Consider the following 20,538-nt stretch of genomic DNA (forward strand, 5'->3'; position numbering starts at 1 on the left):
GAACCTAGAACCTAGAACCTAGAACCTAGAACCTAGAACCTAGAACCTAGAACCTAGAACCTAGAACCTAGAACCTAGAACCTAGAACCTAGAACCTAGCATCACGGCAAAGCGGACAATGCGTAAATTTTCCACCGGCAGACAGTTTGGGTTTACCTTAGTTGAACTTGTGACCACTATTATCCTAATTGGGATTCTATCGGTGACGGTATTGCCGCGTTTATTTAGTCAGTCCTCCTACAGTGCCTTTAGTCTGCGTAATGAGTTTATGGCCGAGCTGCGCCAGGTTCAGCAAAAAGCCTTAAATAATACCGATAGATGTTACCGCGTAGTCGTGTCGGCGACGGGTTATCAAGTGAGTCAGTTTGCCAGTCGCGATAGCACTGGTTGTACGGGCACGCCTTTATCTCCTAACCCTTTATCCAGCCAAGCTTTTCAAGGTGGCGCGCAGTTAGTGCTTATCAGTAACAATGCCAAGAGCTTTTATCTTGATTTTGATATCAATGGTCGAGCATCGCTTGCGTGTAATGGGCCATGTATCAATGTGATTGCCAATGACACTGTGGCGATTAATATCTCCAGCGAGGGCTATATTTATGCGAATTAATCCTCGATTGCTGAAGAGCAGAATAATAACGCCATTCTTAAAACCCAAACTACAACAGGGATTTACCTTAATCGAATTAGTGGTCGGCATGTTAGTCATTGCCATCGCTATCGTCATGCTTAGTAGCATGTTATTTCCGCAGGCGGATCGCGCTGCCAAAACTTTACACCGAGTAAAAAGTGCCGAGCTTGCCCATTCGGTGATGAATGAGATTTGGGGCAAACGTTACGACCAAAATACCAATGCCAATGGCGGAGTGCCGGCTTGTGGGAGTCCATTAGGCAGTAGTTGCTCGGCCGTCTTAGGGCCAGAGGCGGGAGAAGGGCGCAACGATTTTAACGATGTGGATGACTATAACGGCCTAACCCAAAACGCCACTATGCTCAATTCTAGCCAAACTTATGCAGAGGCTTATCCCAACTATCAATTAAGTGTCACAGTCGCCTTTGGGCCTGCGCCTAATACCAAGTTAGTGACCATTAATGTCACCACGCCAGATAACGAAGTGATCACTTACAATCTGGTGAGGAGCAATTACTAATGGGCGCTTTATCTGCAAAGCGCATGGCGCGCTCCCTACAGGGTTTTACCTTAGTTGAAATGGTCACTGTGATCCTGATCTTAGGCATTCTGGTGGTTGGGGTGAGTAGTTTTATTATTTTTGGCACGCGAATTTTTGTTGAGTCGAGTTCGGTCGACCAAGTGCTAAGCCAGAGCCGTTTTGCTGTGGAGCGTATGACCCGCGAGCTGCGCAGCGCCGTGCCTAACAGTGTGCGGCTCAATGGTAATAGCTTAACCTATCAGTGCGTTGAATTCGTCCCTATTGAGGCGAGTACCACTTATTTGTCGATGCCAATTGCGCCGAGTGCTGCCACCCTCACAGGAACTGTGATTTTAGATAATCTGAACAGTAAGATCGCGACGAACCAATATGCATGGATTTATCCCTTAACCGATAGCGATGTGTATAACAGCGCGAGACAAAAACGCGCGCAGATAAACAGCATTAGCAGCGCCGCAAACCAAGTGACTTTAACCTTTACTGCCAATGCGAGATTTGCCGAAGCTTCTCCGCGTCAACGGATCTATTTTGCTTCAACACCTGTGAGTTATTGCTTTGAAAAAGCGTCATCGACCAATGAGTTAACCTTAAAGCGTTATACTGGCTATGGGTTGAATGCTAACCAGCCAACACCTGCGGATATGAGTTCGGGTGTGCTAATGGCACAGAGTGTGGCTAATGTGTTGAGTAATAACGCCGATTTACCGCTGATCTTAACACCATCGAGCCTAGTCAATAATGCGATGGTGCATCTACAACCACGATTTAATGTCAACGGCGAGACATTTCAATATCGACATCAAGTGCAGGTGATTAATGTCCCTTAACTTAGTTAGCCTATCGCGCTCAGTGTATTGTCAGTCTTCGGCTCGTCGCCAAGCCGGTAGCGCCTTAGTGATCGGTATTTTTGTCATTACCGTGATGTTTTTATTGGCCGCCGCCTTAATTAATATTGTTGAAGATGCAGATAGCGGATTAACCCAAGAGGTGTGGGGGACCCGCGGATTAGCCGCAGCAAACAGCGGTGCCGATGCCGCATTAGCGCAATTATTCCCATTAAACGCCCCCGCTAATGCGACGGCGACATGTGCAAGTGTTTCAAGCAGTTGGACACCCCCCGATGTGGTGGGCTTTCATGCCTGTAGCGTCAGTTTAAGCTGCACATCCTATGTAGTTGGCGCTGTCACTCAATATCGGATCAATAGTAAAGCGGTGTGTGAGAGTGGTGATACCCGTGTTAGCCGTCAAGTAGAGGTAGAAGCCCGTGGCAATTAAGCTATTAAAAATGATATTTAACAAAATAATGGCCAAATTCCCATTAATCCTTTTGCTCCTAATCATGGTATTCACATCCCATTTGGTGAAAGCTGATTGGACTTCAACTTTTATAGAAGGTGTAAATAATTACGACAGAAACGGTTCAATTACCTTCAACAGCTCTTATTTATATAATGCTCCTAATAATGCTGGTCGTTGGTATAGTGACTTGCCAACTTATAACTATTTTCAGGGAGGATACAGCTTTGACTATTTGTGTGTAACATCTAATTACTCTTATCGTTGGTGCCGTGCAGGAAATTATATTGCCAGTTTGCCTTCTAATCGTATTGATTTTTCTCAGTGTACCTCTTCAAGTCCTGTCAATATTGGCCCACCCACGTGGGATAATACCCGAATTAATGTAACTGAGGGTGAGTACAATAATATTGTTCTTGATGGAGGTTCAGATAAAACAATTCGGTTTGTTAGCAATAATGGTGTGTATAAGATGAAATCGCTTACTGCTACCTCAGGCCGTATTGAGCTTGCTGCTGGACAATATTGGATTGAAACCTTATCAATTAATTATGGTGTAACTTTAGTTTTCCCATCTACTGGAACAGTTTCATTTTTTATTAAAAATGATTATAAACATAATGACTTGAATCTTATTGGAAATCCGGAACGTTTTCTCATTTATAATTATTCGAATTTTACACTTAATGGTAGTGCATCTCTTAAATCCTATGTGGTTGCAGAAGGGAATGCTGTTCTAGAAGGCAGTTCTTCTTTGGAAGGAGCTATCACTGCAAGAAATATTAGTTTAGGTGGCAATAGTCGTATTACATTTGATGATAATGCTGCAAAGATTGATGTTGTTCCAAATTGTAATCCTGCACCCGTTTTACAGTGTTTTAACGATAATTTCTCTCAGAGTGCCTTAAGTAACGACTGGGTAGTATCCCGTAGTAGCGGTACTTTTACTCCTGCCATTGTAAGTGGTCGTATGCGCTTAACCGAGGCAAAATCGAATCAATCTACCGCATCGACCTATCAACGATTATTCCCAGCCGCGGCAAACTTAGTGGAGATCCAGTTTGATCATTATGCCTATGGTGGCAATGGTGCCGACGGTATTGCGTTAGTGTTATCTGATGCCGCGATCACTCCCCAGCCTGGTGCCTTTGGTGGTCCCTTAGGTTATGGATTCAAGCCCGGTATTAGCGGATTTGCGGGGGGCTGGCTAGGTATCGGGATTGATGAGTTTGGCAACTTTTCCGGTGAAGGTGGGAGCATAAATCTTTCGGGACAACGGCGTCAGTCAGTTGCTGTTCGCGGTTCTGGTTCTGGCACATCTGGTTACCGTTATTTGCGTGGGACTTGTAATAATGGCACGACCAATACCAGTGGTAACTGTTTATCTCCCACGGTCGATGGCAACAATGTGTCACCAGCACATAGATATAAAATCACTATCGACTCGCAGGTATCCGGTCAGTCGATGGTAAAGATTGAACGTAATACGGGTTCGGGATTTGTCACCTTAATTCCTGCCTTTAATGCAATGGCGGAATCTGGACAAGCGGCTACACCGAGTGATTTCTTACTCTCGCTTACAGGGTCAACCGGTGGCTCGAATAACAACCATGAAATCGATAACGTTCAGATTTGTGCGTTGAAATCTAATCCTATTGGCGCGCAAATCGATCATTTTGAGTTTGACCATTCGGGTCAGGGGTTAACCTGTAATCCCGAAACTGTGACAATTCGAGCCTGTGCAAACGCCAGTTGTAGCCAGCTTTTTACTGACCCTTTGACGGCGACCTTGCTACCTGAATCCGCCTCCGAAGGCGTATGGATTGGTGGTAATCAAGTGAGCTTTAGTGGGGGTACTGCGCAATTACAATTACGGCGCAATACTGCTGGCATTGTGACTTTAGGTGTAAAAGGTTCGAGCCCGACAACCAAACCTTTAAGTAAAACCCTTTGCCGTATCGGAAATGGTGGCCTGAGTGAAAACAACTGTTCACTCACCTTCGCCGACAGTGGTTTTGTCTTCGATGTGCCTGATAAGCGTGCTAATCGCCCCGAGCAAGTAGTAGTTAAGGCTGTGAAAAAATCTGATGTGACTCAGCAGTGTGTTCCAAGCTTCCAAAGTCAGACTAAGACGCTGAATTTCTGGAGCAGTTATCAGATCCCAAGTGCGCCTATCTCGCCGAAAGCCGTCACGATCAACAATACGGTAATTAGTAGCTCGAGCGCCTCGCCAACGGCGCTGAGTCTGTTATTTGATACGAACGGACAAGCAAATATTTCGGTGAATTATCCCGATGCGGGTAAATTACAGCTCGATGCGCAATATATTGGTAGTGGTAATGAACAAGGTCTAGTCATGACAGGCTCCGATCAGTTTGTCAGTGTGCCGGCAGGATTATGTGTCAAAGCCGTGGATGCCAGTGCCAGCTGCCCAAGTGCGGATATGAGCTGTAATGCTTACCGTAAAGCGGGGCAGAATTTCGCTATGACACTACAAGCCATGGCATGGGAAAAAGATGGCGATACGGATTTTTGTTCGGGCAACTTATCGACGCCTAACTTTAGCGACCAAGCCATGAAGCTTGTCAGTAAAGTTGTTGCGCCTAGTATCGCCAGTGGTGGCCATGATGGGGTGTTAGGCGTCACTTCCTATAGCCATACCGCGCAAACTAATAATCTCAACACCATCAGTAATCAAAGTATTAGCGAAGTTGGCGTATTTCAAATTACGGCGCAGGCGAGTCCTAATTATCTTGGCTCAGCCAGCAGTTTGAATATTCCGATTGGCTATTCAGCCAATATTGGTCGCTTTGTGCCCGATAGATTTTTAGTGGGAGACGTTTCTGTCTTACCTGCCTGTGGCAGTTTTAGTTATATGGATCAACCTTTTCCTATGTCAATGAGCATCAAAGCCTTGAATATCGGCGGCGCGGTGACACAAAACTATTTCCCACCATTCTCCCTCGCGACCGCGAAATTGGTCGGAGAAAACAATAACAATGGTGTCGATTTACAGAGTCGCTTAAGTGCCTTGCCTGTAAAGGTTGATAGTTGGAGTCAGGGTGTGGCGATGGTCGATGGTACTTATCGCGCTTATTTAAACCGAGTAACCCCAAATGTGACGACGAATCTTTATCAAGACGGTCCCTTCGAGATGCTCGATATTGGCGTGCAGTTGATGGATAACGATCCTCGGCCAAATGGACTTTACAGCTATGTGGCCTCGCCCGATATGGATGCGGCAACCACGGGTAATTGCACTAACTGTAATGCTAGGAAAATCACCACTCAAACCCTACGCCACGGCCGAGTGGTGATGGATAACACCTATGGCCCAGAGACTGAAATCCTTAAAATGCCGACAAGAGCTGAGTATTGGAATGGCACTAGTTGGGTTATAAATGGGAATGATAGCTGCACCATTGCCACCTATGGCCTAGGTTCGCAGGTGGATAATACAGGGCTGGGTTATAACTTTGACCCGGATTTAGCCACGGGGCAGAGTATTACTCGCACTGGCGCATCTTCAGTATTTCAAGCGGGGCAATTTGATTTGCTATGGCGAGCTCTCACCTCTAGTGGCAACTTATATCGCGGTCAAGTGACCGCGCCTTTAGACGTACCGACTTGGTTAGAATGGTATTGGAACTGGAATGGGGTGTCTCCAACCAGCTTATCCGATCCCCGTGCGAGTGCATTTTTTGGGCGTTACCGTGGTCATGACAGAATCATCTACTGGCGAGAAGTTAATTAGTGGGGTAGATCGATTTTGCTGAATTGGAATTAGTCCGTAGTGATTTATCGTTATACGATGCGTTTTGTTGCATGAACTCAAAGCATCATGCTAAGGCTAAAATGCAAGATACAGGTTTTACGCATGTTGCCAGCTTGTATTAAATGGGGTTTTGGGTTGTTTGATTTTTGTTCAATAAGGCGCGTTTATCGATTAAATAGTGTTTTTGAGTGGTCTATTTGAAAAAAAATCACTCCATTAGCGATTGTTAACCTCAACGGTCTTGTGGAATCAGGGTGGCATTGATAAAGTTAGCTGATTTTTCTTTTCTTCTGACTCCACAGAATACAGGCTAGTTACATGTTCAAGAAGCTGCGTGGCATTTTTTCTAATGATCTATCGATCGATTTGGGTACAGCTAACACCTTAATTTATGTTCGTGATGAAGGCATCGTCCTCAATGAGCCTTCAGTTGTTGCTATACGTGGCGAGCGTAACAGCTCTGGTCAGAAATCTGTAGCGGCTGTAGGTACAGAAGCTAAACAGATGTTAGGCCGTACTCCTGGCAATATTCAAGCAATCCGTCCAATGAAAGACGGTGTGATTGCAGACTTTTATGTGACAGAGAAAATGTTGCAGCACTTTATTAAGCAAGTGCATAACAACAGCTTTTTTCGCCCAAGCCCACGTGTTTTAGTCTGTGTTCCCGTTGGCGCAACGCAAGTTGAACGCCGTGCGATCCGCGAGTCAGCCATGGGCGCGGGTGCCCGTGAAGTGTATTTGATTGAAGAACCAATGGCCGCGGCTATCGGTGCAGGTTTACCTGTGTCTGAAGCCACAGGTTCAATGGTTGTTGATATCGGTGGTGGTACCACTGAAGTTGCCATTATCTCCTTGAATGGTGTGGTATATTCTTCTTCTGTGCGTATTGGCGGTGACAAGTTTGATGATGCCATCATCAATTATGTTCGCCGTAATTACGGTAGTTTGATTGGTGAAGCGACCGCTGAGCGTATCAAACACACTATCGGTACTGCTTATCCAGGTGATGAAGTATTAGAGATTGAAGTCCGTGGTCGTAATTTGGCCGAAGGTGTACCTCGTAGCTTTACGCTCAACAGCAACGAAATTTTAGAAGCGTTGCAAGAACCATTATCGGGCATTGTGAGTGCGGTTATGGTGGCACTAGAGCAATCACCACCAGAATTAGCTTCTGATATCTCTGAGCGCGGCATGGTGTTAACCGGTGGTGGCGCCTTATTGCGTGATTTAGACCGTTTATTGATGCAAGAAACGGGAATTCCAGTCATGGTGGCAGATGATCCATTGACCTGCGTAGCGCGCGGTGGTGGTAAAGCCCTTGAAATGATTGATATGCACGGCGGCGATCTGTTCTCCGAAGAAACCTAATCTAACTTCGGTATAGGGCGGCTAATCACCGCCTTAGCTTTCCTATGAAGCCAATTTTTGTTCGTGGTATTTCGAACCAGTTCCGTTTAACACTGGCAATTATCCTGTCGGTGATTTTGCTTGCGGCAAATCACCGCCTTGAGCCTGCCCGTGAATCACTTTCATCCGCTTTAAGCCCTATTCAATACCTCGCGAGTGTCCCCAGTGCGATTCTCGATTGGTCTTCTGAGAGTTTTGCGACCCGCAATATGTTGGCATTGCAAAATAAAGAGCTGTTAAGGCAACAATTATTAATGAGTGAACGCTTACAGCGTTTCGAGCATTTACGTCAGGAAAACGAACGTTTACGCGCCTTGCTAGGTTCGCCTGCCTATCAGGATTCTCTCAAGATGGTTGCAGAGGTCATGGAGGTTGCCAGCGATCCTTCCCATCATTATGTGGTTTTAAACCGAGGTTCCCGCAGTGGTGTCTTTGTTGGTCAGCCTGTTGTGGATGCGCAAGGTGTAGTGGGGCAAGTTGTGCAGGTCAGTGAGATGACTAGCCGAGTGTTACTACTGTCTGATGTTTCCCATGGTTTACCCGTACGGATTACCCGTAATGATGTGCGCCTTGTCGCCAACGGGACGGGGGAACTTGATGAAATTGAGTTACGCCATGTGGCCAAGAGTACCGATATTCGTGTGGGCGACCTACTGGTCACTTCTGGCTTAGGTAACCGCTTCCCTGAAGGGTATCCGGTTGCGCGGGTAGTGGAAGTCTTTACCGAAGATGGTCAAAGTTATGCGCGAGTCACGGCTCAGCCACTGGCGGCACTCGACCGTATTCGTTATCTCCTGTTAATTTGGCCATCGCCCGATTCGGGGGTGACACTGCCTAATCAAGTGCCAGTACCGGCCGCAGATCATCCTGCACAAGACGTTAAGCCTGATACCAGTAATGGAACGCCAACGACTCAAGGCGGTACTCAGGGCACAAATGTCAATGTGGTACCCAGTAATCCCAATGCAGCATCCAGTAACGCGAATGGGGCATCTAACGCTGCTACTACCCAACCGCCAGCAGAGGTGCACTAATGAGTTTACAAGCTGCTAATGGACGCATCGCGGTTTGGCTAACCCTATTTGTTGGGCTCTTAAGCCAAATTATGCCACTGCCAGTAATTGTTGAGGCCTGGCGTCCTGATTGGTTACTGATGATTTTGATCTATTGGTCGATTGCATTGCCCCACAGATATAACATTCTGACGGCTTGGGTTATGGGCTTAGCCCTCGATATTCTCTTGGGCGCGACTTTAGGTGTTCGCTCTTTAGCAATGTCGTTGGTGATTTATATTGCTATTTTACATTGTCAGCGTTTACGTAACTTCCCTAAATGGCAACAGTCGCTGGTCATAATGCTGTTAATTGCTATCTATCACCTCATTGTTTATTGGGTTGAGTTTGTGATGGATGGCGCAACATTCCACTCTGAACTGTTTTTGCCTGCACTATCGGGCCTTGTTTTTTGGCCTTGGATTTTTTGGATTTTACGTCGCATTCGACGTCATTATAAGGTTCGTTAGTTGTGAATTTAGTTTTAGCCTCGACATCGCCGCGCCGGAAAGAATTACTGACTCATATTGGATTCGGACGGGCTGATTTTACGTTTGCGCAAGTAGCACCAGATATCGACGAAACTCCGAAGACAGGAGAGTTACCACGGGATTATGTTCAGCGCCTTGCGGCTGAAAAGGCCCAGGCTGGGCTTGCATTATGCTCAGGTATGTCACAGCCTGCTGTATTAGGTTCTGATACTATCGTGGTGCTTGAAAATGAAATATTAGGTAAGCCAGTTGATGAGGCCGATGCCAAGCGGGTACTGCGTGCGCTTTCTGGCAAGGTGCACACAGTAATGACTGCAGTCGCCTTAGCAAGTGTCAATCATACCGCAGTGCGTTTAGTTGAAACCTTAGTGCGTTTTTGTGTGCTTTCTGATGCAGATATCGATGCCTATGTTGCTTCACAAGAGCCCATGGATAAAGCGGGCAGCTATGGGATCCAAGGATTAGGTGGCTGTTTTGTCGAGTCAATTGATGGTAGTTACTCCTGTGTTGTCGGTTTGCCATTAGTCGAAACTCGCCAACTCTTATCTGAGGCGGGCATTATCTAGTCTGCGGTATTGGTTTTCAGGCTTAGAACATACTGAGATTAATTTAATTTCCCTAATGGGGTGAGTCGTGAATACCAGTCGCTTAAATCCGAATAAAATTCAGCGCAAGATGGGTTCAGAATTACTGATTAATGTAACCCCCTCTGAGGCGCGCGTTGCCTTAGTCGAGCACGGCGTGCTGCAAGAGGTCCATATTGAACGGCGCATGAAGCGTGGTTTGGTGGGCAATATTTACAAGGGCAAAATCAGCCGTGTGTTGCCTGGCATGCAAGCCGCCTTTGTGGATATTGGCTTAGATAAAGCCGCGTTTTTACATGCCTCCGACATTGTGCCGCATACCGAATGCGTGGCCGATGTGGAGAAGGGCCATTTTGTGGTCCGTGATATCGCCGAGCTGGTTCGCCAAGGGCAAGATATTATGGTGCAAGTGGTGAAAGACCCTCTGGGCACTAAAGGTGCGCGCCTAACCACAGATATCACACTGCCTTCCCGTTATTTGGTGTTTATGCCTGGCTCTAGCCATGTTGGGGTGTCCCAGCGGATTGAGCAGGAAGAAGAGCGCAGTCGTCTTAAAAAAATCACTCTGCCATTCGTCGATGAAGACGGCGGCTTTATTATCCGCACCGCCGCTGAGGGCGTAGGTGAGGATGAACTTGCCCAAGATGCGGCTTTTTTGCGCCGAGTATGGTCTAAGGTCTCCGAGCGGCGTCAGCGCCGTGGTGTAGCATTACTCTATCAAGATCTCGCCCTGCCGGTGCGCATTGTGCGCGACTTTGTCGGCACCGAATTAGACCGAATTCAAGTCGATTCGCGCCGCACCTTTGCCGAGCTGCAAGCCTTCGCTCAAGAGTTTATGCCGGAAATCGCCGACAAGATTGAGCACTATTCTGGTCCTGCGCCGATTTTCGATTTGTACGATGTCGAAAATGAAATCCAGCGTGCTCTGGGACGTAAGGTGGAGCTTAAATCTGGCGGTTATCTGATTATCGATCAGACTGAAGCTATGACTACGGTCGATATCAACACTGGTGCCTTTGTGGGCCACCGTAATCTTGAAGAAACCATCTTTAACACTAACCTTGAAGCCACCCAAGCGATTGCACGGCAACTGCGGCTGCGAAATCTCGGCGGCATCATCATTATCGACTTTATCGATATGCTGAGCGACGAGCATAAAACGCGGGTACTCAATAGCTTAAATAGTGCGCTCGCCAAGGACAGAGTTAAGACTAATGTCAGTGGTTTCTCTGGGTTGGGTCTAGTTGAAATGACCCGTAAGCGCACCCGCGAGAGCTTAGAGCATGTGCTATGCAGTGAGTGTCCAGCCTGTCAGGGCACGGGTAGCATGAAGACGGTAGAAACTGTCTCTTATGAAATCTTCCGCGAAATTATTCGCTTGAATCGGGCCTATGACGCCGACGAGTTTTTGCTTTACTGCTCGCCCGCTGTCTATAACAGCTTAAGTGGAGATGAAAGTCATTTGGTCGCCGAGCTTGAAGTTTATATAGGTAAGCGTATTCGCCTGCAAAATGAGCCTATGTATTCCCAGCATAAATACGACGTGGTGATGATGTAGTGGCAACGCTTTTTACTGCTAAAAAACTAAGCCGTTTTTGCTGGCAATTACTGGCACTGATCTTAGTCTTGTTTGCCTTGACGGTAAGCTTGATCCGCGGCTTATTGCCTCAGGTCGATGAAGTACGCCAGCAGTTAGTTGAGTATGTAAAAAGCGAATATCAAATTGATATCCAAGTTGGCGAGTTATCCGCCCAGTGGCAGGCCTTTGGCCCAGCGGTAACGGTTGATAATCTAGTGATCCCTACGCAGGACAAGCTCCCTGTTACCGTGTTGGTGAAGCATGTCCAAATCAAATTGGATTTTTGGCAATCGCTACTGACCACCAGTCCACGCATTGAAGATGTCAATTTCGATGGTGTTCATATTGCCCTCGATATCGATAAATTATCGGGTAATAAGGCGCAGGTGGCGTCTAATCAAACGGCGCAAATAGATTGGTTGTATAAGCTGCTCTTAAAGCAGCTAGAGCGTTTCTCGCTGACGGATGCTTCGGTGCAACTGCTTAGCTTGCAACATGAATATCGACCCATCCACGTCCGTCACCTCAATTGGCGTAATAGTGGTGAGCGCCACCGCGGCGCGGGGGAAATTTACCTCGATAACAATACCTTGGTTAAGGAATCGCTCAGCCTGCAACTCGATATTAACGGCGATGCTACAGCGCCCGAGAGTTTAACCGGACAAGTTTATCTGGCAGCTCAGTCCTTAGATTTGGGCGAATGGGCATCACGTCAACCTAATCCCTATGATCCAATCAAAAAACTGCCCTTAGAAGGGATAGTCAATCTTAAGGCGTGGTTTGATTTTGCCCATCGAAGTTTACGTTCTGGACTCGTGCAGTTTGAGCCAAGTTGGTTGCAATGGTCGATGCAAGGTCAACCGCAAAAGTTTGAGATCCAGTCCGGTAGCATTCATTGGGAGCCAAACGCGGCAGGTTGGGAGATCAGCAGCACTCATTTGGATTTTGTCACCAATGGGGTGCATTGGCCCGAGCTGAAGTTTGCGGCCAAGCAGCAAGACGATGCTTTATATGCCTATGTTAGCCGTTTGGATTTACCGACCTTATTTCCACTCTTGCCATTATTTCCGGGTGTCGATTTAGCCGTATTGCAGCAATGGTTTCAGCTCGCGCCCGAGGGTAGCGTCGGACCGATTCGTCTCTATCAAGCGGCAGATCAGCCTTTGCTCGCAAGCACTAGTGTTAAGCAATTGCACTGGCAGAAAGTGGAAGGAATACCTAATATCAACCCCTTGGATCTGAAGTTGCAATGGCAGGATGAAAAGTTAATTTTTTCGCTTCCCGAGCAAACTTACACCTTCGATTTTGGCGATCAATTTTCAGCGCCTTTAGTGCTGCATGGCGCGGCGTTAACCGGTGCCTTCGATACCCAAAGGGCAACCTTATCTGTGCCTCAGGTGCAGTTCGAAAACGACGATATTGGTCTTGCTGCTGCTCTAAAGCTGGATTTTAGCGCTGCTACCAGTATGTCCCTTGCCGCCAATGTTGAAGTCAAAAATGCCGCCAATGCGGATAAATACTTCCCGATCAAAGCCATGGGCGAGTCACTGGTTGAGTATCTGGATGGTGCGATTAAAGCGGGGCAGAGTCAAAACGCCCAAGTATTATGGCAGGGGGCATTATCGAGTTTTCCCTTTGAGGATAATAGCGGTGTGTTCCAAGCGGCATTTACCTTAAACAATGCCGAATACCAATTCCAACCGGATTGGCCCGCAGTCACTGATCTTTCCCTCGATGCCTTGTTTGAAAATGCCCGCATGGATATCTGGGTTAACCAAGGTAAGTTGATGAATGTGGTTGCCGATGGTGCCCATGTGTTTATTCCCGAGTTAGGCGAGCATTCGCTGTTAAAAATTCAGGCCGATCTTGCGACTCAAGGCAGTGCTGCGACTCAAGTGCTACAGGCTTCTCCCCTTGCCGATACTGTGGGCAAAACCTTAAAGGTTGTGCAAGTGCAGGGCGCGGTAACGGGGAATTTAGATATTAGTATTCCCTTGTATGAGGGTGAGGCTGAGGATATCCGCGGTAAAATTATGGTTGATAACACGCCCGTGTTTATTGCGCAGCCAGGTTTACAACTCAAGGCGGTGACGGGCACAGTGCAATTTGCCAACGAGATAGTCGAAGGCAAAGGGATTAAGTCTCGCCTGTTTGAGCAGCCCTTGGAGTTTAGTTTTGCCACTCAACCCGAAGGTAAAGATTTTGCGCTGAACGTGGATATGAAGAGTCGTTGGGATCTCAGTCGTTTACCCTTAGAGTTACAAAATCCCTTAAGTAAGTTTTACCAAGGTAAAGTCGCTTGGGGCGGTAACTTGAGCATGATATTCGATGAGCAAGGCTATCAAATTCAAGCCAATTTAGGTTCAGATCTGGTCGGTGCCACCTTAACATTACCTGGCATTTTCGCAAAACCTGCTGACGAGCCTAGGCCTTTAATGGCCGAGTTTTCTGGTGATCAGCAGATTTCAACCCTGAGGGTAAAACTCGATAAACAAGCTGAGTTTATTGGCGGCTTTGAGGCTGAAAAAGGTACGCAATTTAGTTATTTCGATCTGCTATTAGGGCGACTCTTCGAGGCTACCGAGGTGCCCAATACCGAGCTTGGACACATTAAGATTGATGTAACCAGTGGCAAGTTAGCTAATTGGTTACCCGTAATTAATGCCTTTGTTGCTTCAGATAACAAACCGACTCGCACTGGTATTTTGGTGGAAGAGACGAGCCACTCGGCCTTGTTCCCCTCGGTGGTTGGGATCGATGCCAATATCGGCAAGTTTGATTTATTAGGGCAAGGGCTTACAGAGTTGAGACTCAGCGCCAAACCCAATGAAAATGGTTGGCGTTTCGATGCCAAAGCCAGCGAGTTTGAAGGAACGGTAGATTTTTACCCCAATTGGTTGACGCAAGGCTTAAAAGTGACTGCCAGTAAGTTCTATTTTTCACCCAATGTGAAGCCTGAAGGTGAAGCGGATTTTGCGGCGGAGCAGGTGCTCACTAATTTGCCGCCCGTTGCGGTGAATGTAGAGGATTTTCGTTTTTTCGATAAGCCATTTGGCCAGTTAGTGGTGCAAGCAAGTCCGCAAGCCTCGGGTTACCGCATTCAGACGTTATCTTTAACCACTCCTGAGGTGTCTTTGCAGGGGAATGGAATTTGGCAACAGCAGAATGGTCAAAATCAAACCGAGTTATCCGTCAGTTTGAATGCTAGTCAGTTTAGCTATTTGAGTCACCAACTTGGGATCGATCCCGGTGTAAATGAAGCTCCATTGAAGGTGAATGCCGAGCTAGCTTGGCAAGGTGCACCCTATGCGTTTTCCCTTGAAACCTTGAATGGTAAAGTCAAATTTGAATTGGGCAAAGGCCATTTATCCCAAGTGAGCGATAAGGGCGCACGGATTTTCTCACTGTTTAGCCTCGATTCATTAGTACGTAAATTGTCCTTAGATTTCAGTGATGTATTTGGTCAAGGCATGTACTTCAATTCCTTTACCGGTAATCTGCAAATCGATAATGGTGTCGTGAAAACTACGGACACTGAAATGGATGCGATTGCAGGTAATATGAAGGTGCGCGGCTATACGGATCTTACCAGCGAAAGCTTAAACTATGATATTCGCTTTGTGCCGCAACTGGCCTCAAGTGTGCCAACTGTGGTGCTGCTCAGTACCAGTGCGTGGACGCTCGGGCTTGGGGCGTTTGCCTTAACCAAAGTGTTAGAGCCTGTGATTGAGGTGATCTCTGAGATCCGTTTCCGAGTAACGGGCACTATGTCTGAGCCTGTGGTAGAGGAACTGGAACGTAAGAGTAAAGAGATTGAAATCCCCGAGTCGATTCTGCCTATGGTAGGGGGCGAATTGCCAGCGCTAACCGAGGGTGCAGAGCCGAATGATGCGCCACCCGTCAAGAATAGCGCCCCGACCAAGACAGACGCTAAGCCGCCCGTCGAGCCTGAAAAAAACAACGAGCAACCTGTAAAAGCTGTTAAGGAAGAGACATCGCCGCAAGCGCCGACGCTCCCCAAGGTAGAGCCTGCTGAGCCGCCTAAAGCCGAACCAGAACAACCTAAGCCTGTGAGCCCCAAGGTGGTATTGTCGATAAACACAATTCAAGGAGATAGTCATGCGCATCAGCCTGTTGCAATGTCAGAGCAGCCGCGACGTCAGCGCGAATCTGTTGTTTATCGAATCGCAGCTTGAGGAATTAACCCGTGATCGCCTGCAATGGGACAAAGATGCCCCGCATTTAGTGGTGTTGCCAGAATGCAGCCTGCTGTTTGGTGGCCATGAGAGTCAACAACTCGCCTATGCGGGTGATAGTCATCTTAGCCCGTTAAAATCCGCCTTAAGTGCCTTAGCCGCTCGTTACTCTGTGTATATGGTGGCGGGGACCATCCCCGCGCTGGCGGAGGATGGGCGCGTCTACAGCCGCTGTTATCTGTTTGATGATAAAGGTGATACCTTAGGGCAATACGATAAACTGCATCTGTTTGATGTGGATGTTGCTGACGGCACTAAGCAATACCGCGAGAGTGAAACCTTCTGCCCCGGCAATCATATCAGTGTCATCGACACCCCTTTTGGCAAAATTGGCTTGACCATCTGTTATGATTTACGCTTTCCGGACTTATTCAGGGCGCTGCGCCTCGCGGGAGCCGAGATTATTACCGTGCCTTCGGCCTTTACTAAGGTCACGGGAGAAGCCCATTGGCAGGTGTTATTACAGGCCAGAGCCATTGAAACCCAATGCTTTATTTTGGCCGCCGGCCAATGGGGCGCCCATAACGAAGGTAGTCGTGAGACCTGGGGGCAGAGCATGGTGATAGGCCCTTGGGGCGAGGTAATTGCCGAGCAGAAAACCGGTACAGGTTGGGTACATGCCGATATCGATGTGGCCGAGGTGCACAGCATCCGCAGTAAAATGCCCGTGGCGCAACATAATCGTTTTACTGCACCGAACCTTAAACCTTGAACAGATTAAGCCTTCAACAGATTTAGATGAAATAGACTCACAGCGAATTTAAGTTATTTAAAAATGAGTGAGTTGCCAATTTTAGCCAAGCTTTCAGAGAGAACCGCGATGCCTTTTTTAGCACAAGTAGAGCAAAGTTTATTAAAGGGTGGCTTAGCCCTAGATGGGTTACAAAGTTATTTAAACACCATACATCAACATAAAGTCGATTTTTCCGATCTCTATTTCCAAGGCAGTCGCCACGAATCTTGGGTGCTCGAAGATGGCATTATTAAAGATGGTAGCTTCCATATCGAACGTGGTGTCGGTGTGCGTGCTATCAGCGGCGAGAAAACCGGTTTTGCCTATGCCGATGATATTACGCCAGCGGCCTTAAGCGCTGCGGCCGAGGCGGCGCGCGGTATTGCGGGAGCGGGTGAGCAGGCCAAGGTTCAGGCCTTCAAACGCCAACAAGCCTTGGCGCTGTACGATAGTCTCGACCCTATCGCCGCCATGGAAGAAGTGAAAAAAATCAACCTGCTGAAAGAGGCCGATGCTTATGTTCGTAGCCTCGACAGTCGCATTATTCAAGTGGTGATTAGCCTTGCTGGTGTGCACGAAGAAATCTTGGTCGCTGCCAGCGATGGCACCTTGGCTGCCGATATTCGCCCGTTAGTGCGCTTTAATTGCAGCGTGATTTTAGAAGAACATGGCAAGCGTGAACGTGGCAGTGCTGGTGGCGGTGGTCGTCACGATTACAGCGTGTTTATGGTAAATGATGAAACCGGTTTACCTATGTGCTTTGCCTTTGCCCGTGAAGCAGTGCGTCAGGCACAAGTTAACCTCAATGCCATCGATGCGCCCGCCGGAGAGATGCCTGTGGTGCTGGGTAATGGTTGGCCAGGCGTGTTATTGCACGAAGCTGTAGGCCATGGTCTGGAAGGCGACTTTAACCGCAAGGGCAGCAGCGCCTTTAGTGGTATGGTCGGCCAGCAAGTGGCGTCGCAACTGGTGACAGTGGTGGACGATGGCACGCTTGCGAATCGTCGTGGCTCATTGAGCATCGACGATGAAGGCGTACAAACCCAGAGAACCGTGTTAATCGAAGACGGTATTCTTAAAGGCTACATACAAGATAAATTAAATGCGCGCCTGATGGGTGTGGCACCGACGGGTAATGGTCGCCGTGAATCCTATGCGCATCTGCCGATGCCGCGGATGACCAACACTTATATGACGGCGGGCGAGTCTGATCCGAGTGAGATTATCAAGTCGGTGAAGAAGGGCATCTATGCGCCTAACTTCGGCGGCGGTCAGGTGGATATCACCTCGGGCAAGTTCGTGTTCTCCGCTTCTGAAGCCTATTTGATCGAAAATGGTGAAGTGACTCAAGCGATTAAGGGCGCTACCCTGATCGGTAACGGCCCTGAAGCCATGAGTCAGATTTCCATGGTGGGTAACGATATGGCGCTAGATAAGGGCGTTGGTGTATGTGGTAAGGATGGTCAAAGCGTGCCTGTGGGTGTCGGTCAACCGACCCTTAAGCTCGACAAGCTGACCGTAGGCGGTACTGCGTAAAACGAGAAGCTAGAAGCTAGAAGCTAGAAGCTAGAAGCTAGAAGCTAGAAGCTAGAAGCTAGAAGCTCCTACGTTGATTGGCTAAGTGCTTATTTTAGAACCCATCTTACACTTCCAGCGGTGGGTTCTAGCCGCCTTCCATGATGGATGTTATCATTTGCAAAGGAAATTAGAGTAACTACTCTAGAGGTGTTAATGAAACTATCACGTTTGGCATGGCTGTGTTTATTGCCTTTGCCCTCACTATTGCCGTTAGCGGCCTATGCCCAGCCCAGTAGCTTTACTGAGGCTTGGCAGCAAGTGCTTAAGGTGAGCGATAAACTCCAGGCTCAATCCCAAGAGGTGAATCGCGCCAAGGGCGAGCAAGAGGCGGGCGAAAGTTTAAATCTGCCGTCCCTCAGTCTGAATGGCAGTTATACCCGCCTCGAAAAACCAATTGAATTAGATTTAAGGGATCTCAATCCCTTAGCCTCGCTTGATCCCGCGACCTTGCCACCCGCACTTGGCGGTGCACTGGCGAGTATTCCAGGTTCATTATTTGTCACGCCCTTTACCGAGCAAGATATTTTCCGCGCCAGCTTACAGGCGATGTGGCCGATTTATACCGGCGGCCAGATCACTGCGGCTCAAGGCATTCATGCCGCCATGGTGGCCGAGAAACAACAGGAATTACAGTTAGCAACCCGCGACTTATTCACGCAGTTGGTTGATCGTTATTATGCCGTTGATGTGACTCAATCCCTCGTCAGTACCCAAACTGAGCTGGTGGCCTCCTTAACTAAGCACGTTGACCATGCGCTGGCGCTGGAGCGCGAGGGGCAAATCGCTAAGGTCGAGCGCCTGAATGCTCAAGTGGCCTTAGACAACGCTAAGGTCAATTTAGGCAGCGCCCGCCGCCAGCATGAAATGGCCGTTATCGCCCTATCGCGTATGTTGCAACGGAGTGATGTCAGCACTAACTCGCCGCTATTTGTGCTGCCACAGGCGCCGTCATTGGGGGACTTGACCCAAATGACCTTAAATCAACACCCGGCGCTTAAGCTACTTGAGGCTAAAGAGGCTCAGGCGAATGGTTTGGTTTCCTTAGAGAAAGGTAAATATCACCCGACTGTGTTTCTCTTTGGTAATTACACCTTATACGAAGATGACAGCTTGTTTTCTAAGGTAGAACCGGACTGGATGGTCGGTGTCGGTGTAAAGGTGCCCTTGCTGAGCCGCGATGGCCGCAGCGGTAAAGTGGAAGCGGCTAAGAGTGCCTTGCTGCAAGCCCGTTACACTAAGGCGCAGACACGCCAAGACTTAAGTTTGCTGCTCGATCAAAGCTATCGGCAGTTATTACAGGCCGAAGAAGAAGTTAAAGCACTCGATACTTCACTTGAATTGGCTACCGAGAACCTGCGTTTAAGGGAAATCGCCTTTAATCAAGGGCTTTCAACGTCTATTGATAGGGTCGATGCCGAATTAAAACTGAGCGCCGTTAAAACCCAGCAGCTCGGTGCCAGTTATCGCTATGTGCAAGCCTATGCCAGATTAATGGCCATCAGTGGTCAATTAGATGAATTTATCGGTCGCAGTGCCACAGGCACTCAATCGCAGGAGACTATCAATGCGCGCTAACAGAATTCTTGCTCTCACGGCGTTGGTCGCATTAGGCCTTATTTTAGCCTATGGGCTCAAACTGGCTTATAGCCCAAAGCCGAGTGTGTTGCAGGGGCAGATTGAAGCCCGCGAATATAACGTATCCTCTAAGGTGCCAGGACGGGTCGAACAAGTGCTTGTGCGCCGTGGCGATAGTGTCAATGAAGGTGATTTGTTATTTGCTATCCACAGCCCTGAGCTAGATGCCAAGTTGATGCAGGCCGAAGGTGGCCGTGATGCCGCTAAAGCCTTGCAACAAGAGGCAAATAATGGTGCCCGTAGCCAAGAAGTGATGGCAGCTAAAGAGCAATGGCTTAAGGCGCAAGCCGCGGCAACACTGGCAAAAACTACCTATACCCGCGTTGAAAACTTATTTGCCGAAGGAGTCGCTGCACGGCAAAAACGCGATGAAGCCTTTACCCAGTGGCAAGCGGCAAAATACACAGAACAAGCGGCGTTAGCCATGTATCAAATGGCCGAAGAAGGCGCGCGGGTTGAAACCAAAGCTGCTGCGGCGGGGAATGCGCGTATGGCCGAAGGCGCGGTGAAAGAAGTCAGTGCCATTATGGCTGATAGCCAAATGCGTGCGCCTAAATCTGGGGAAATTAGCGAAGTATTATTGCAAGCAGGTGAACTGGCGCCGAGTGGTTTCCCTGTGGTGAGTCTGATTGATATGCAGGACGCTTGGGCGGTATTCCAAGTACGTGAAGATCAACTAAAGCGTTTTAAAAAGGGCGATAAACTGCAATTAACGCTGCCAGCGCTGGATAAAACGGTAGAGTTTACTGTCTCCCATATCAGTGTGATGGGGGATTTTGCGACTTGGCGTTCGACCGAAAGCGGCCACGATTTTGATATGCGCACCTTTGAGGTTGAATTACGCCCAACGGCGCCAATTGCTGATCTGCGCGTCGGTATGTCTGTGCTGCTTAGTGCAGAGTAACGACTGTGACCAAGTTACCGAGCGAGCCTAAGCCATTGAGTGAGCATGGCACTACCGCCGATGCGACAGAGTCTGCCTC

At 48.2% G+C, this 20,538-nt stretch carries 15 protein-coding genes; all 15 read left to right on the top strand.

What is annotated here, in order from left to right; genetic code table 11:
- Positions 1 to 118 precede the first annotated feature (118 nt).
- The 15 genes from HG547_RS19625 (at position 119) to HG547_RS19695 (ending at position 20,459) form a co-directional block, all read left to right on the top strand.
- Complete coding sequence (locus HG547_RS19625; RefSeq protein WP_169548778.1) at positions 119 to 607, top strand: prepilin-type N-terminal cleavage/methylation domain-containing protein; 489 nt, start codon at positions 119 to 121, stop codon at positions 605 to 607.
- Positions 597 to 1,148, top strand: coding sequence for a prepilin-type N-terminal cleavage/methylation domain-containing protein (locus tag HG547_RS19630; protein WP_169548779.1), 552 nt, complete (start codon positions 597 to 599; stop codon positions 1,146 to 1,148). The genes HG547_RS19625 and HG547_RS19630 overlap by 11 nt, the downstream gene beginning before the upstream one ends.
- Positions 1,148 to 1,996: a type II secretion system protein gene (locus HG547_RS19635; RefSeq protein ID WP_169548780.1), complete on the top strand. Its 849-nt coding sequence runs from the start codon at positions 1,148 to 1,150 to the stop codon at positions 1,994 to 1,996. The genes HG547_RS19630 and HG547_RS19635 overlap by 1 nt, the downstream gene beginning before the upstream one ends.
- Entirely contained in the window at positions 1,986 to 2,444 is a 459-nt protein-coding gene (locus HG547_RS19640) for an MSHA biogenesis protein MshP (protein WP_144376297.1), read from the top strand. Before HG547_RS19635 ends, HG547_RS19640 begins: the two co-directional genes overlap by 11 nt.
- 28 nt (positions 2,445 to 2,472) lie before the next feature.
- Positions 2,473 to 6,219, top strand: coding sequence for a DUF6701 domain-containing protein (locus tag HG547_RS19645; protein ID WP_169548803.1), 3,747 nt, complete (start codon positions 2,473 to 2,475; stop codon positions 6,217 to 6,219).
- A gap of 339 nt (positions 6,220 to 6,558) precedes the next feature.
- On the top strand, positions 6,559 to 7,608 hold the full coding sequence (locus HG547_RS19650) for a rod shape-determining protein (RefSeq protein ID WP_007651015.1): 1,050 nt from the start codon (positions 6,559 to 6,561) through the stop codon (positions 7,606 to 7,608).
- 44 nt (positions 7,609 to 7,652) lie between these two features.
- Positions 7,653 to 8,681 (top strand): rod shape-determining protein MreC, encoded by a 1,029-nt coding sequence (gene mreC / locus HG547_RS19655; RefSeq protein ID WP_037422442.1) that lies wholly within the window; start codon positions 7,653 to 7,655, stop codon positions 8,679 to 8,681.
- Positions 8,681 to 9,169, top strand: a complete 489-nt coding sequence (mreD, locus tag HG547_RS19660) for a rod shape-determining protein MreD (protein WP_037422445.1) — start codon at positions 8,681 to 8,683, stop codon at positions 9,167 to 9,169. The genes mreC and mreD overlap by 1 nt, the downstream gene beginning before the upstream one ends.
- 2 nt (positions 9,170 to 9,171) lie before the next feature.
- Positions 9,172 to 9,756, top strand: a complete 585-nt coding sequence (locus HG547_RS19665) for a nucleoside triphosphate pyrophosphatase (RefSeq protein ID WP_037428165.1) — start codon at positions 9,172 to 9,174, stop codon at positions 9,754 to 9,756.
- 109 nt (positions 9,757 to 9,865) lie between these two features.
- On the top strand, positions 9,866 to 11,332 hold the full coding sequence (gene rng, locus HG547_RS19670) for a ribonuclease G (protein ID WP_051714234.1): 1,467 nt from the start codon (positions 9,866 to 9,868) through the stop codon (positions 11,330 to 11,332).
- On the top strand, positions 11,332 to 15,549 hold the full coding sequence (locus HG547_RS19675; protein WP_169548781.1) for a YhdP family protein: 4,218 nt from the start codon (positions 11,332 to 11,334) through the stop codon (positions 15,547 to 15,549). Before rng ends, HG547_RS19675 begins: the two co-directional genes overlap by 1 nt.
- The gene (locus tag HG547_RS19680) at positions 15,473 to 16,321 is read left to right on the top strand and encodes a carbon-nitrogen hydrolase family protein (protein ID WP_169548782.1); all 849 of its coding nucleotides are present in this window, start codon (positions 15,473 to 15,475) and stop codon (positions 16,319 to 16,321) included. The genes HG547_RS19675 and HG547_RS19680 overlap by 77 nt, the downstream gene beginning before the upstream one ends.
- Positions 16,322 to 16,429: 108 nt before the next feature.
- Positions 16,430 to 17,878 (top strand): metalloprotease TldD, encoded by a 1,449-nt coding sequence (gene tldD / locus HG547_RS19685; RefSeq protein WP_169548783.1) that lies wholly within the window; start codon positions 16,430 to 16,432, stop codon positions 17,876 to 17,878.
- 195 nt (positions 17,879 to 18,073) lie between these two features.
- The gene (locus HG547_RS19690; RefSeq protein WP_169548784.1) at positions 18,074 to 19,495 is read left to right on the top strand and encodes a TolC family protein; all 1,422 of its coding nucleotides are present in this window, start codon (positions 18,074 to 18,076) and stop codon (positions 19,493 to 19,495) included.
- Entirely contained in the window at positions 19,485 to 20,459 is a 975-nt protein-coding gene (locus HG547_RS19695) for an efflux RND transporter periplasmic adaptor subunit (RefSeq protein WP_037430615.1), read from the top strand. The genes HG547_RS19690 and HG547_RS19695 overlap by 11 nt, the downstream gene beginning before the upstream one ends.
- The last annotated feature ends 79 nt before the right edge of the window (positions 20,460 to 20,538 follow it).

The organism is Shewanella sp. DNRA4, assembly GCF_012843185.1.
Lineage (GTDB): Bacteria > Pseudomonadota > Gammaproteobacteria > Enterobacterales > Shewanellaceae > Shewanella > Shewanella xiamenensis.

Excerpts from the sequence above, each read along its gene's own strand:
- HG547_RS19625 (WP_169548778.1), top strand. The coding sequence starts at position 119 with ATGCGTAAATTTTCCACCGGCAGACAGTTTGGGTTTACCTTAGTTGAA.
- HG547_RS19690 (WP_169548784.1), top strand. The coding sequence starts at position 18,074 with ATGAAACTATCACGTTTGGCATGGCTGTGTTTATTGCCTTTGCCCTCA.
- HG547_RS19680 (WP_169548782.1), top strand. The coding sequence starts at position 15,473 with ATGCGCATCAGCCTGTTGCAATGTCAGAGCAGCCGCGACGTCAGCGCG.
- HG547_RS19640 (WP_144376297.1), top strand. The coding sequence starts at position 1,986 with ATGTCCCTTAACTTAGTTAGCCTATCGCGCTCAGTGTATTGTCAGTCT.
- HG547_RS19635 (WP_169548780.1), top strand. The coding sequence starts at position 1,148 with ATGGGCGCTTTATCTGCAAAGCGCATGGCGCGCTCCCTACAGGGTTTT.
- HG547_RS19650 (WP_007651015.1), top strand. The coding sequence starts at position 6,559 with ATGTTCAAGAAGCTGCGTGGCATTTTTTCTAATGATCTATCGATCGAT.
- HG547_RS19695 (WP_037430615.1), top strand. The coding sequence starts at position 19,485 with ATGCGCGCTAACAGAATTCTTGCTCTCACGGCGTTGGTCGCATTAGGC.
- rng (WP_051714234.1), top strand. The coding sequence starts at position 9,866 with ATGGGTTCAGAATTACTGATTAATGTAACCCCCTCTGAGGCGCGCGTT.
- HG547_RS19645 (WP_169548803.1), top strand. The coding sequence starts at position 2,473 with ATGGCCAAATTCCCATTAATCCTTTTGCTCCTAATCATGGTATTCACA.
- HG547_RS19630 (WP_169548779.1), top strand. The coding sequence starts at position 597 with ATGCGAATTAATCCTCGATTGCTGAAGAGCAGAATAATAACGCCATTC.
- tldD (WP_169548783.1), top strand. The coding sequence starts at position 16,430 with ATGCCTTTTTTAGCACAAGTAGAGCAAAGTTTATTAAAGGGTGGCTTA.
- mreD (WP_037422445.1), top strand. The coding sequence starts at position 8,681 with ATGAGTTTACAAGCTGCTAATGGACGCATCGCGGTTTGGCTAACCCTA.
- mreC (WP_037422442.1), top strand. The coding sequence starts at position 7,653 with ATGAAGCCAATTTTTGTTCGTGGTATTTCGAACCAGTTCCGTTTAACA.